Source organism: Pseudomonas sp. UBA6315, assembly GCF_002438125.1.
Classification (GTDB): domain Bacteria; phylum Pseudomonadota; class Gammaproteobacteria; order Pseudomonadales; family Pseudomonadaceae; genus Aquipseudomonas; species Aquipseudomonas faucium.
This window is the reverse complement of record NZ_DJTF01000053.1, coordinates 1-11,828: the sequence shown is the minus strand read 5'-3', so window position 1 is coordinate 11,828 and position 11,828 is coordinate 1. Positions and strand designations below refer to the sequence as shown.

At 66.6% G+C, this 11,828-nt stretch carries 12 protein-coding genes and 1 pseudogene; 5 read left to right on the top strand and 8 right to left on the bottom strand.

Annotated features, from left to right (window positions below):
- Nucleotides 1-647: 647 nt before the first annotated feature.
- Both B3E94_RS06415 and B3E94_RS06410 read right to left on the bottom strand, forming a co-directional pair.
- The gene (locus B3E94_RS06415; RefSeq protein ID WP_286912772.1) at nt 648-854 is read right to left on the bottom strand and encodes a tautomerase family protein; all 207 of its coding nucleotides are present in this window, start codon (nt 852-854) and stop codon (nt 648-650) included.
- An 18-nt stretch (nt 855-872) separates the two neighbouring features.
- Nucleotides 873-1,607: an SDR family NAD(P)-dependent oxidoreductase gene (locus B3E94_RS06410; RefSeq protein ID WP_286912771.1), complete on the bottom strand. Its 735-nt coding sequence runs from the start codon at nt 1,605-1,607 to the stop codon at nt 873-875.
- Nucleotides 1,608-1,732: 125 nt separating this feature from the next.
- Between B3E94_RS06410 and B3E94_RS06405 the strand changes: the two genes are divergently transcribed.
- Both B3E94_RS06405 and B3E94_RS06400 read left to right on the top strand, forming a co-directional pair.
- Nucleotides 1,733-2,647: a LysR family transcriptional regulator gene (locus B3E94_RS06405; protein WP_286912770.1), complete on the top strand. Its 915-nt coding sequence runs from the start codon at nt 1,733-1,735 to the stop codon at nt 2,645-2,647.
- Between the two features lie 73 nt (nt 2,648-2,720).
- The gene (locus B3E94_RS06400; protein WP_176514900.1) at nt 2,721-2,984 is read left to right on the top strand and encodes a hypothetical protein; all 264 of its coding nucleotides are present in this window, start codon (nt 2,721-2,723) and stop codon (nt 2,982-2,984) included.
- A 67-nt stretch (nt 2,985-3,051) separates the two neighbouring features.
- Here B3E94_RS06400 and B3E94_RS06395 read toward each other — a convergent pair whose 3' ends face one another.
- Both B3E94_RS06395 and B3E94_RS06390 read right to left on the bottom strand, forming a co-directional pair.
- Nucleotides 3,052-3,702: a TIGR04211 family SH3 domain-containing protein gene (locus B3E94_RS06395; RefSeq protein WP_236237891.1), complete on the bottom strand. Its 651-nt coding sequence runs from the start codon at nt 3,700-3,702 to the stop codon at nt 3,052-3,054.
- A 216-nt stretch (nt 3,703-3,918) separates the two neighbouring features.
- Nucleotides 3,919-5,148 (bottom strand): hypothetical protein, encoded by a 1,230-nt coding sequence (locus tag B3E94_RS06390; protein ID WP_286912768.1) that lies wholly within the window; start codon nt 5,146-5,148, stop codon nt 3,919-3,921.
- A gap of 234 nt (nt 5,149-5,382) precedes the next feature.
- Between B3E94_RS06390 and B3E94_RS06385 the strand changes: the two genes are divergently transcribed.
- Complete coding sequence (locus tag B3E94_RS06385) at nt 5,383-5,862, top strand: VOC family protein (RefSeq protein ID WP_286912767.1); 480 nt, start codon at nt 5,383-5,385, stop codon at nt 5,860-5,862.
- A 9-nt stretch (nt 5,863-5,871) separates the two neighbouring features.
- On the opposite strand, the gene B3E94_RS06380 is transcribed toward B3E94_RS06385, so the two are convergent.
- Nucleotides 5,872-6,936, bottom strand: coding sequence for an AbrB family transcriptional regulator (locus B3E94_RS06380; protein WP_286912766.1), 1,065 nt, complete (start codon nt 6,934-6,936; stop codon nt 5,872-5,874).
- A 124-nt stretch (nt 6,937-7,060) separates the two neighbouring features.
- Here B3E94_RS06380 and B3E94_RS06375 point away from each other — a divergent pair, with 124 nt between their 5' ends.
- The gene (locus B3E94_RS06375; protein WP_236237894.1) at nt 7,061-7,963 is read left to right on the top strand and encodes a LysR family transcriptional regulator; all 903 of its coding nucleotides are present in this window, start codon (nt 7,061-7,063) and stop codon (nt 7,961-7,963) included.
- 4 nt (nt 7,964-7,967) lie between these two features.
- On the opposite strand, the gene dsdC is transcribed toward B3E94_RS06375, so the two are convergent.
- From dsdC to B3E94_RS06360, 3 genes are all read right to left on the bottom strand, one after another.
- Entirely contained in the window at nt 7,968-8,879 is a 912-nt protein-coding gene (dsdC, locus tag B3E94_RS06370; RefSeq protein WP_286912765.1) for a DNA-binding transcriptional regulator DsdC, read from the bottom strand.
- A gap of 4 nt (nt 8,880-8,883) precedes the next feature.
- The gene (locus tag B3E94_RS06365) at nt 8,884-10,218 is read right to left on the bottom strand and encodes a D-serine ammonia-lyase (protein WP_286912764.1); all 1,335 of its coding nucleotides are present in this window, start codon (nt 10,216-10,218) and stop codon (nt 8,884-8,886) included.
- Nucleotides 10,219-10,298: 80 nt separating this feature from the next.
- Nucleotides 10,299-11,195: a LysR family transcriptional regulator gene (locus tag B3E94_RS06360; protein WP_176518165.1), complete on the bottom strand. Its 897-nt coding sequence runs from the start codon at nt 11,193-11,195 to the stop codon at nt 10,299-10,301.
- A gap of 134 nt (nt 11,196-11,329) precedes the next feature.
- Between B3E94_RS06360 and B3E94_RS06355 the strand changes: the two are divergent.
- Nucleotides 11,330-11,828 (top strand): annotated as a pseudogene (locus B3E94_RS06355) (muconate cycloisomerase); the annotation flags it as partial.

Below are 11,828 nucleotides of genomic sequence, written 5' to 3'. Positions count from 1 at the left end.
GAAGGCCACCGCGCATGTGCTGGAGGCGCTGGAGCGGCTGCGTCAGTAAGGGGCCTGCTGCGCAGCCCATCGCCGGCAAGCCGGCTCCCACAAGGACTGAAAGCTGGCGCAATCCCCTGTGGCAGGCCACCGGGCATGTGCTGGAGGCGCTGGAGCGGTTGCGTCAGTAAGGGGCCTGCTGCGCAGCCCATCGCCGGCAAGCCGGCTCCCACAAAGGCTGAAAGCTGGCGCAATCCCCTGTGGGAGGCCACCGGGCATGTGCTGGAGGCGCTGGAGCGCTTGCGCCAGTAAGGGGCTGCTGCGCAGCCCATCGCCGGCAAGCCGGCTCCCACAAGGACTGAAAGCTGGCGCAATCCCCTGTGGGAGGCCACCGGGCATGTGCTGGAGGCGCTGGAGCGGCTGCGCCAGTAAGGGGGCTGCTGCGCAGCCCATCGCCGGCAAGCCGGCTCCCACAAGGACTGAAAGCTGGCTCGATCCCCTGTGGGAGGCCACCGGGCATGTGCTGGAGGCGCTGGAGCGGTTGCGTCAGTAAGGGGGCTGCTGCGCAGCCCATCGCCGGCAAGCCGGCTCCCACAAGGACTGAAAGCTGGCGCGATCCCCTGTGGGAGCCGGCTTGCCGGCGATTGGGCCGCAAGCGGCCCCAGTTCTCAACCCCGCTCTCGCAGCCTCACTGCCGTCACAGTCTCGCCGCCAACCCCCCAGTTATCGGTCGGCACTTGCTCGATCACCACGAAGGTGCTCGCCGGCGGCTTGCCCAGCACCTCCTGCAGCAGCCGCGTCGTGCCTTCGATCAACTGGCGCTTGTGCTCGGCGCTGACGCCTTCTTCAGTCACGCGGATATGAACATATGGCATGGCTGCAATCTCCTCTGTTCAGTGCCAGGTGCCGGCGGTGCTGCCGCCGTCCACCGGCAGGATGACGCCGCTGACGAAGCGTGCGTCGGTCAGGTACAGCACGGCGTCCACCACATCCTGCGGCGCGCCGGTGCGGCCGCTGGGCGACAAGGCGCCCAGGCCCTGGACATTGCTGCCATGCAGCGGCGTATCGATGATGCCGGGCGCCACCGCGTTGACCTGCACGCCGCTGGCCGCCAGCTCCAGGGCCAGGGCCTTGACCGCCTGGTTCAGGCCGCCCTTGACCAGCACCGGCAGCAGCGCCGGCACGCGGGTGTCCGGCTGCAGGGCAACCGAGGCGGTGATGGCGATGATATGCCCGTGCCCTTGCGCGGCCATGATCCGTGCCGCCGCCTGGGACGGGTAGAAGAAGCCTTTGAGGTTGGTGCCGACCAAGGCGTCGACGTCCTCCTCGCTGTACTCGGTAAAGGGCTTGGGAATGAAGATCCCGGCGTTGTTGATCAGGATGTCGACGCCGCCGAAGCGTTCCAGCGCAGCGGCGAACAACCGCTGTGCGGTGTCGGCCTGGGCGATGTCACCTGCCACGCCGATGAAGCGTTGAGGCTGGCCGAGGCGGGCGGCTGCCTGGTCCAGGCGTGCCTGGCTGCGGGCGTTGCCGACCACGTTGTCGCCACGCTCGAGAAACGCCTCGGCGAGGGCGAAGCCAAGGCCGCTCGAGGCCCCGGTGATGATGACGGTTCTTGGCTGGGTCATGCTGGCGTACTCCGGTAGATGAGCCGGTCGGCTCGGTGTGGTGACCACTTTAGGTCGCAACCAGCGCTTGAAAAATGAGGTGGATGGCATTTCAATCGATACACTGTGTAATCAATCGAGCCACCATGACCCGCCATTTCGACGACCTTCAACTGGGCAGCCTGGAGCTGTTCTGCCTTGCCGCCGACCACGGCAGTTTCACCGCCGCGGCCAGCGAGGCGGGTGTCACCCCGGCGGCGGTGAGCCGCAGCGTGGCGCGCCTGGAGGAGCGCCTGGGGGTGCGCTTGTTCGTGCGCACCACCCGGCAGATGCGCCTGTCCGACGCGGGGCAGGCGTACTACCAGCAGTGCCGCCAGGCGCTCGGGCAGCTGGTGGAGGCAGAGCGCCAGGTCACCGGAGGCCAGGCCGCGCCCAGCGGGCGCTTGCGCATCAGCGCGCCGACGCCCTACGCGCACCATCGCCTGCTGCCCCTGTTGCCGCGTTTTCGAGCGCGCTACCCGCAGGTGCAGGTGGACGTGCATGTCAGCAACCGCAACGTGGACTTCGCCGAAGAACACTTCGACCTGGCCATCCGTGGCCGCGAGCCGGCCGACTCGCGGCTGGTGGCACGGCGCCTGGAGGATGCCGAACTGGTGGTGGTGGCCACCCCTGGCTACCTGGCCCGCATGGGCACGCCGCAGGTGCCCGAAGACCTTTCCCAGCACGAATGCATCCAGTTCGAGCTGGCCAGCACGGGCCGTCGCCCGCCGTGGAGTTTTCGCCGCGAAGGGCGCGAGTGGGAAATCGAGACCCAGGGCGGATTCACCTGCCTGGGCGACTTCCTCGCCACGGCGACCCTGGTGCGCCATGGCGGCGGGCTGATGCAGGCGTACCGCTTCACCGTGCAGGATGCGCTGGACAGTGGCGAGTTGGTGGAGGTGCTTGCCGAGTATGGCGGGACTTCACGGCCGTTCATGCTGATCTACCCGCAGGCGCGGCATATGCCGTTGCGGGTGCGGGTGTTCATCGACTTTCTGGTTGATGAGGGGCATTCGGGCTGAGCGCAGCTATGCTTTTTGCTGCATCGAGCCCCTGTTTCTCGATGAACTTTCCGATTTCCCAGGAGGACGCTTCATGAAATCCATGACACTGCTGGTGATTGCTTCTGTGCTGAGTGTTGCCGCCCATGCTGACCCTGCCAGCAATTGCGACGCGAAGATCAAGAACCTGGAAGACATCCACAAGGCCAGTGGCCAAGCGCTGCATGGCGGCATGGCCCATGACTTCAAAGAGCACCTGAAAACGGCCAAGGCGGCTCGCGAAAAAGGCGACATGGCCCAGTGCCAGGCCTCGGCGGACCAGGCTTTGACCATCTACAACAAGGCGCGCAACAAGTAGGCAAGGCTGTGGAGCGGGCAAGCCCGCTCCCACAGTGGGGCGCGCAAGTTATCGGGTTTTGCGCGCCTCAGAACCACCGATCGCTTTTCTTGCGCCCCCGGGTCAGCGCCGGCAAGATCAAACCGGCCAGCAACCCCGCCCCGGCAATGCTGCCGCCATACACCATGTAACGCATCATCACCTGCTTGTTCTCATCGCCCAGGCGCGCCTGGGTGTCGCGCAGGCTCGACTGGCTCTGGTCGAGCTGCTCGTTGAGCGCCTTGTTGCGCGCTTCCAGCTCATCGATCAGCTGCTTGCGCGAATCCAGGGTTTCCTGCATGCCCTGCACGCGGTTCTTCCAACTGTCATCGATGCTCTTCAACTGCCCGGAAAGGTCGGCCACCTGGGCGTCCAGCTGCGGCAGGCGATCGCCCTGGCCTGGCACCGACTGCAGGTCGCTGGTGAGGATCCACACCAGGTCGCCGTTCTGCCCGCGCACCTGGCTGTAGTTGCCCTGGCTGCCGACCAGGGTGAGTTTCTGCCCGGACTTGAGCGTGCCGACGATGCGGTGGCCGTCGGTCGGGCCACTGCGCACGTAGGTGCTCAGGCTGTCACTGACCCAGCGCGCATCGCTGGCCGGCTCTTCGGCATGCACGGGGGCGGCGAGGGCCACCAGGGCGGCGAGCAAGGTGCCGCGCAGGGCTGGGAGGGCGAGGGAGGCTGGGCGGGATTCAGGCATGTTGGGTCTTCGCTGCAACAGGAAATATAGGCCCGGTGATGGCACGGGCCGGCGAACTGGTCGGTGAATTGACCGTCAGCGAAAGACCGTATTTTTGTAGGCAGGTTCACTGACGGAGGCAGGAATTGTCTGCAGAATGTTGCAAGTGGCGAGCTAGAGCGCCTCGCCCGGCGAGCGCCCACCCGGCTCGGCGCGGTGGGCTTGCCCGGGGCAACGTCACTGCCGCGAAGCGCCGGCGTGAAGGGGCAGATCGGCGATGTAGTCACCCAGCTTGCGCCCCAGGCCATGGTCGTCCTGCTGCAGCAGCACGTCGAACAGCAGCTGGCTGAGGCTGGAGCGCGGCGCCAGCGTTTCCTCGTTCGGCAGGTTGAACTGCCACTGCTGCCTCAGCGCCCGTTCGCCCATCGACAACATGCTGGCGGCCAGCGTGCTGCTGGCGTGGCGCTTGGTCACGTGGGTGCGGGTGATGTAGGTCAGCGCACCGCGTATGGCGCTGTCGGCCAGCAGCCAGGCATGGCGCACCGGGTGCGCCATGAGCAGCTGGGCGGCCATCTCCAGGGCCTTTATCCGGGTGTCGAAGGGCAGCCCGTGTTCCGTGCAGCGGGTGGCGAGGTGGGCGTAGACCTCCTCGGCCGAGAGCGCCTCGATCAGCGCGATGATCTGCACCCGCCACTGCGGCAGCGGGCCCGCCGACAGCTCCTTGTGCAACACCCGGTACAGCTGCGCCAGGTTCGTGCGCTGATAGCCGTCCAGGCTGACATTGGCGACCCAGTGCACCTTTTTCTGCCAGGCCTTGGGCGCCAGGTCGTTGCTGAAGGCATCCAGGGGCGAGTCGGGGTCGACCAGCAGCACCGATTCTTCGTGCAGCACCTGCAGTATCTCGGTGTCCATGGCCTTCGAAGGGCTGACCCGGGCCTCTTGGCCAGCCTGATCTGCGGGCATCAGGCAATTGCGCTGGGTGTCCATGCGCACCTCGAGCATGGCCAGCAACTGCAGCTTGCGGGTGAACGAGAGGGTGTGCAGCAGCAGCGGTTTGCGTTTTGCCAGCGACCAGTGCGCCTTGACCCGCTTGCGCTGGTCGACGGCCTGCGCCTGCCTCGCCGCTTCGCGCGCATCCAGGCACGGCCGGCAGGTGCAGTCACGGCGCCAGCGCGAGCGGTCGGGGAAGTAGTGGCGGTGCGCGCAGGTCTTGCAGAACGCCAGGTTCTCGTTCCAGCTGTGGGTCGTCCTGCTCTTGCGCCGTTCGAACAGGCTGGCCTCGCAGTACGGGCAGGCCAGCGCGGGGCAGGGCACGGGAGGGAAGGTCTTGATCAGGCTGCTGGGCGCCACGTCGATGTCGTAACGTTTGATCAAGAGGGCAATTTTTTCACCGCTGATGTATTCGCTGTACAACGCCTCGACCTGGTCAGCGGTAAGGTGTTGCAGCTTCGCTTCGAATTCGGACAAACCTGATTCTCCCTGCGTAAAGTCGCCTGTTGAGTACGTCAGGGATCATGCTGGCTGCCGAAGCATGCTGTGAAGTGGCTAGCCTGTAGGATAAATCGCTGAAAATCGTAGTACTTCTCCGAACGTGAAATATGTGCCGCCGCGAACGCGACGAAGGGCAGGCCCTCGGCGTCGCCTGCACGGGCACAGGCACTAGACTCAAAGGCTCACTGTTCATCCCTGGAGCCTTTGATCATGACTGCCAAGAACACGATCTGCCTGTGGTTCAACCAGGACGCTGAAGAGGCGGCAAACTTTTATGCCAAAACCTTCCCCGACAGCCGGGTGATCGCCGCGCACCCCGCGCCCAGCGACTACCCCTCGGGCAAGGCCGGCGATGTGATCACCGTCGAGTTCACGGTCATGGGCATCCCCTGCGTGGGGCTCAATGGCGGCCCGACGTTCAAGCACAGCGAGGCGTTTTCGTTCCAGGTCAGCACCGAGGACCAGGCCGAAACCGACCGCTTGTGGGACGCCATCGTCGGCAATGGTGGCGAAGCCAGCGTGTGCGGCTGGTGCAAGGACAAGTGGGGGATTTCCTGGCAGATCTGCCCACGGATTCTCATCGAGGCGCTGGGCAACCCGGACCGGGCGGCAGCCAAGCGCGCGTTCGAGGCGATGATGAACATGGGCAAGATCGATGTGGCGGCGATCGAGGCGGCGTTGCGTGGGTGAGTAGGCGCCTCAAACCCTGCTCAAGCGAATGATCTGCCGAGCACAAAACGTCCCTGTCAGAATCACCCCGAACAACCGCAGCGTCTGCATCGCCAGCACCAGCCCCACATCGGCATGGGTTTCCACCGCAATGATCGCCATGGCATCCAGCCCACCCGGGCTGGTGGCCAGGTACATCGACAGGAAATCCACCCCCATCGCCCAGGCCAGGCCCCAGGCGCACACCGCGCACAGCACGATCAGCGCCAACGCCCCGGCAATCATGGTCGGCAGCCGCTTCCACACATAGCGCAGCGTCTGCCGGTCGAAGCGCAAGCCGATGTAGCAACCAATCGCTGCATAAGCGAACGCCAGCAAGGGTTCCGGCAGGTGGATGGTCAGCAACCCGCTCAATTGCAAGGCCGCCCCCAGCAGCAGCGGCATCAGCAGCGCACCCGCCGGCATGCGCTTGCCCACCACTAGCCCAACCATCACCACCGCCAGGCTGAGCAAGGTATCCAGCCAGGGCGTGGCAGCAGGTGCCAGCGCAGCGCTGGCGGCAGGCGCAGCGCCAGGGGTGGCGCCGAGCAGGTGGCTGACCAGCGAGCCGACCATCACCACGCACACCACCCGCACGTACTGCATGGTCGCCACCACGCGCCCGTCAGCGCCGTTCTCCTCGGCCATCGACACCATCGCCGAAGCCGCGCCCGGCGCCGTGCCCCACGCCGCGGTGCTGCCGGGGATGCCGCCCAGGCGCACGGTGCCCAGGCCGACCAAGGCACTGAGCAGCACGGTAATCAAGGTGGCCAGCAGCATCAGGTGCCAGGACTGGGCCATCGACACCAGCACCGCCCAGCTCACCGAGTGGGCCACCAGCAGCCCGACGCAGCCCTGGCCGAAGCGGAACACATAGCGATGCAGGCTCAGGCGCGCACCGCACACGGCGAAGACGATGGCCACCAGCATCGGGCCGAGAAACAACCCGGCCGGCACGGCCAGGGCATGCAGCGCCTGGCCGGCGGCGCTGGCGCAGAGCAACAGGGCAAGCCATTGCAGATAGGGTCTGGAGCAGGTGGAGAGGGCGTTGGGCAATGTCGATACTCCTTGCGCAGCGATAACGCGGGGCTGGCAGCGCCAGCGGAGAAAATTATCGACGGGCCAATCGATCAAGTCTATTTTCTACTTTTGATAAATCCATAACTGAAATTCATCGATCATGGACCTGCGCGACCTCACCTATTTCGAAACCATCGCCGAACTCGGCCACCTGGGCCGCGCCGCCGAGCGCCTCAACCGCAGCCAGCCGGCCCTGACCAAGAGCATTCAGCGCCTGGAAGAGTCGTTGGGCACTCGGCTGTTCCAGCGTGATGGCCGGCGCATCAAGCTCACCGATGTCGGCAAGCTGTTGCTCGCCCGTGGCAAGCAGTTGCAGCTGAACATCGCCGAAACCGAGCGCGAGGTGCGCGACTTCGCCAACGGGCTGGTCGGCAACATCCGCCTGGGCTGCGCGGCGAGCATGGCCGACCACTTGCTGGCGCACCTCACGGCGGCGTTGCTGGAGCGTGCGCCGCAGGTGACCTTGAAGCTGTCCATCGCCCAGGACGATGTGCTCAAGGAATCGCTGCGCGCCGGCCGGCTGGATGTGATCATTGCGCCGCAGATCGCCGACGACCCGCAGTTCACCAGCCACCCCATCCTCGAAGACGAGGCGGTGGTGGTGGCCAGCGCCGAACACCCGGTGTTCGCCGGCCCCATCGCCCTCAAGGACCTGTGCCAGTACCGCTGGGTGCTGGCCGGCCCGACCGTGACCGCCCGGCGCTGGATCGACAACGTGTTCATCGAGCACCAGCTGCCGGCGCCGCAGGTGCAGGTCGAGACCAACGCGATTTCCCTGCTGCCACGGCTGATCGCCCGCACCCAGCTGCTGAGTTTTGCCGCCCGGGAAACCCTGGAGCATGGCCTGGGCGCATCGTGGTTGCGCGAAGTGCCATTGCCGCAGACCACCATGCGCAGGACCGTGGCCGTGTCGGTGCGCACCGATGGCTACCTGTCGCCGGCGGCGCAGGCTTTGGTCGCGTTGTTGAAGGAGCAGGGGCGCAGCTTCTTCGAGCGCGATTGACGGCTCAGCGCGCGGCCATGCTCAGCAGCCATTCGATCAGCACCTGCAGGCGCCGCGGCATGGGCGCATGGGCCGGGTGCACCAGGTAGTAGCCATGCTTGCCCACCGTCAGGAAGTCGCCGAAGGGGAGCACCAGTTGGCCATCGGCCAGCTGTTCGCGCACCAGCTGCTCGCGGCCCATGGCGATACCGGCATGATGCACGGCCGCCAGGCTGCACAGGTCGGAGCGGTCGAAGGTCAGAAAGCGCGCCGCCTGCACCTCGGGCCAGCCGGCCGCACGCCGCCACAACTGCCACTCGGCATCGAAGGCAGCGTTGTCCCAGGCCGCCACATCGTGCAGCAGGGTGCTGCCGCGCAGGGCGTCTGGCCGGTTGCTCAGGCCCTGTTGCCGGGCGTAGTGCGCCGAGCAGACCGGGGCAATGCGTTCGGCCATCAGGCGGGTGCTGACCAGGCCTGGGTGATCGCCATCCGAAAAACACAACAGCAGGTCGACCTGCCGCGTGCGGTAGTCGATGCGCTCGTTGCCCACGCGCACATCCAGCTGGATATCCGGGTAGCGGGCGCTGAAGTCGGCAAGCTTGGGCACCAGCCAGCACTGCGCCACCGACGGCCGTACATGGAAGGTCAGTTGCCCGGCCACCTGTTCGTCCGAGCGCGCCTGCAGCGCTTCGTTCAGCGTGTCCATGGCCTGCTGCATGCTGCGGTAGATGCGCTCGCCGTCCTCGGTCAGCAGCACTTGGCGCGGCAGGCGCTGGAACAGTTTCAGTGCAAGCTCCGCCTCCAGCCGGGCGATGCGGTGGCTGACCGCACTGGCCGTCAGGCACAGCTCGTCGGCGGCGCGGGCGAAGCTCAGGTGCCGCGCCGCGACCAGGAAGGTATGCAGGTTGGCCAGGTGGGCACCGCTGAGCTCGCGCATGTGCTCAGCCCCGGCCCTTGGCCAGGTAGGCGGCGTATTCCTCGGCCGGCACCATGCTGCCGCCGGTGCCCCAGACCAGGTGCGTGGCATTGGCCATGCGCGCCGCTGTCAGCGCCATGCGTTCAAGGTAGGGGGCGGCCTGCAGCACCCGCAGCATGCCCGGCACACCGGCCAGCGCCGAGGGCTCCAGGCGCGCCTGCTCCTGGTCGTGGGCCAGTACCAGCAGGCGGTACAGCTGTTCGTCGCTGACGGTGTAGTAGCCATCGAGCAAACGCTGCATGGCCTTGCCGACGAAACCGGACGGGCGGCCCACCGCCAGGCCGTCGGCGGCGGTGACGTTGTCGATGGCAAAATCCTGCACGCACACCTCGTCGTGCAGCCCGGTGTACACCCCCAGCAGCATGCAAGGCGAGTGGGTCGGCTCGGCGAACAGGCAATGCACGTGGTCGCCGAACGCCAGCTTCAGGCCGAAGGCCACGCCACCAGGGCCGCCGCCCACGCCGCAGGGCAGGTAGACGAACAGCGGGTGCTCGGCGTCCACCGCGATGCCTTGCGCCTGAAATTGCAGCGCCAGCCGCTCGGCCGCCACGGCATAGCCGAGGAACAGGTGCGGCGAGTTCTCGTCATCGACGAAGTAGCACAGCGGGTCGCCGGCAGCCTGCTGGCGCCCCTGGGCCACGGCCACGCTGTAGTCGGACGGATGCTCGACCACGCTCACGCCGTTGGCGCGCAGCTTGTCCTTCTTCCACTGGCGGGCATCGGCCGACATGTGCACGGTGGCCTGGAAGCCCAGCTTGGCGCTCATGATGCCGATCGACAGGCCAAGGTTGCCGGTGGAGCCGACCGCGACCTTGTACTGGCTGAAGAACTGCCGCGCCGGCGCCTCGGCCAGCACGCGGTAGTCGCTGCCCAGGGTGATCAGGCCCGCCTCCAGAGCCAGGTCCTCGGCATGCTTGAGCACTTCGTGGATGCCGCCACGGGCCTTGATCGAGCCGGAAATCGGCAACTCGCTGTCGGCCTTGAGCCACAGCTTGCCGGCAGTCTCAAGGCCAGCTTCCTGCAGCAGGGTGCGCTGCAGGTTGGGCAGCGCGCGTAAGGGCGACTCGATGATCCCGGCGCTGGCGGCGGTATCCGCAAACACCGTGGCCAGGTACGGCGCAAAGCGCTGCAGGCGGGCGCTGGCAGCCTGCACATCGGCAGCGCCCAGGCCGACGTCGCCCAGGGCCTCGGCTGCCGGGGCGATGGCCGGGTTGAACCATTGGGTTTCGCGCAGCGCGACCAGGTCCTCGATCAACGGGTGGGAGGCGCACCATGCATCGAGGGTTTTTCCGTGAATCATCGCAGGCGTTTCCTGTGCTGGGGTCGGGTTGTTCGCAGGCATTAGAAAACACTGCGCCAAGGCTGACAAACGACGGCTGCTCAGGCCATGGATGATGCTGCGTCAGGTGCAGCCTGCTGGGCGATCAGCGCCAGGCAGCGCTGCACCATCGGGCTCATGTCGCCCTTGCGCCGGCTGAGGATGATCGGGCTGACCGCGCCGGTGTCGAGCAGGCTTGCGTATTCGATATCGGTGCGGTGCTGCTGCTGCACCGATTCGGGCACCAGGGTCACGCCAAGGCCCACGGCAACCAGGCCGATGGCGGTCTGCAGCTCGTTGGCCCACTGGCTGACCTTGAGGCTCATGCCGTGGTGGGCGAACAGCGCGAGGATGTGGTCGGCATAGCTGGGCCTGGGGTTGGCCGGGTAGAGCACGAAGGCCTCGCGCGCCAGCTGCGCCAGCGACAGGGGCGCACCGGCCAGGGCGTGGCCCTTGGGCAGCACGGCCACCAGCGGGTCTTCGCGCAGCACCTGCTGCTGGATCGCCGGGTCGTCGATGCGGATGCGGCCGAAGGCGATGTCGATGCGCCCGCTTTTCAGCGCCTCGACCTGCTGCAGGGTGGTCATCTCGCTCAGGCCCAGCTCCAGTTCGCTGTCCTGGCGCAGTTCGCGGATCAGCTCCGGCAGCACGGTGTACAGGGTCGAGGGGGCAAAGCCGATGCCCAGCCACTGGCGCTGGCCCTGGCCAATGCGCCGGGTGTTTTCGCTGATGTTGTCCAGCTGCTGCAGCAGGGTGCAGGTCTGCTCATGGAAGAAACGCCCGGCCTCGGTCAGGCGCAGCGGCCGCTCGCGCACCACCAGCAAGGTACCCAGCTGTTCCTCGAGCTGGCCGATCTGCCGGCTCAGTGGCGGCTGGGCCATGTGCAGCAGCTCGGCGGCGCGGGTGAAGTTCAGGGTTTCGGCCAGGACCTTGAAGTAGCGAAGGTGGCGCAGCTCCACGAGACCTCCTGGGTATGGTGGGAGATTCATTTGATATTGGACGGCCCTCAGGTTCTCGCGCAATGCTTGAATAATCAAGTAAATGTAGTATCGGATCTGCGCCCTGCAGCCCGATTTGACGGGACTTCCCAACCATGACAAACGCCCTGATCGAGCGTATCGACGCGATCATCGTCGACCTGCCGACCATCCGCCCGCACAAGCTGGCCATGCACACCATGCAGCAGCAGACCCTGGTGGTCCTGCGCGTCAAATGCAGCGACGGCGTCGAAGGCCTCGGCGAGGCCACCACCATCGGCGGCCTGGCCTACGGCTACGAGAGCCCCGAGGGCATCAAGGCCAACATCGACGCGCACCTGGCGCCGGCGCTGATCGGCCTGCCGGCCGACAACATCAACGCCGCCATGCTCAAGCTCGACAAGCTGGCCAAGGGCAACACCTTTGCCAAATCCGGCATCGAAAGCGCGCTGCTCGACGCCCAGGGCAAGCGCCTGGGTCTGCCGGTCAGCGAACTGCTCGGCGGGCGCGTGCGCGACAGCCTGGAAGTGGCCTGGACCCTGGCCAGCGGCGACACCGCCCGCGACATCGCCGAGGCCGAGCACATGCTGGACATCCGCCGCCACCGGCTGTTCA

What these genes read in the sequence shown, in the direction of transcription:
- B3E94_RS06400 (WP_176514900.1), top strand. Translation starts at nt 2,721, where the DNA reads ATGAAATCCATGACACTGCTGGTGATTGCTTCTGTGCTGAGTGTTGCC.
- B3E94_RS06410 (WP_286912771.1), bottom strand. Translation starts at nt 1,607, where the DNA reads ATGACCCAGCCAAGAACCGTCATCATCACCGGGGCCTCGAGCGGCCTT.
- B3E94_RS06365 (WP_286912764.1), bottom strand. Translation starts at nt 10,218, where the DNA reads ATGATTCACGGAAAAACCCTCGATGCATGGTGCGCCTCCCACCCGTTG.
- B3E94_RS06385 (WP_286912767.1), top strand. Translation starts at nt 5,383, where the DNA reads ATGACTGCCAAGAACACGATCTGCCTGTGGTTCAACCAGGACGCTGAA.
- B3E94_RS06395 (WP_236237891.1), bottom strand. Translation starts at nt 3,702, where the DNA reads ATGCCTGAATCCCGCCCAGCCTCCCTCGCCCTCCCAGCCCTGCGCGGC.
- B3E94_RS06415 (WP_286912772.1), bottom strand. Translation starts at nt 854, where the DNA reads ATGCCATATGTTCATATCCGCGTGACTGAAGAAGGCGTCAGCGCCGAG.
- B3E94_RS06405 (WP_286912770.1), top strand. Translation starts at nt 1,733, where the DNA reads ATGACCCGCCATTTCGACGACCTTCAACTGGGCAGCCTGGAGCTGTTC.
- dsdC (WP_286912765.1), bottom strand. Translation starts at nt 8,879, where the DNA reads ATGCGCGAGCTCAGCGGTGCCCACCTGGCCAACCTGCATACCTTCCTG.
- B3E94_RS06375 (WP_236237894.1), top strand. Translation starts at nt 7,061, where the DNA reads ATGGACCTGCGCGACCTCACCTATTTCGAAACCATCGCCGAACTCGGC.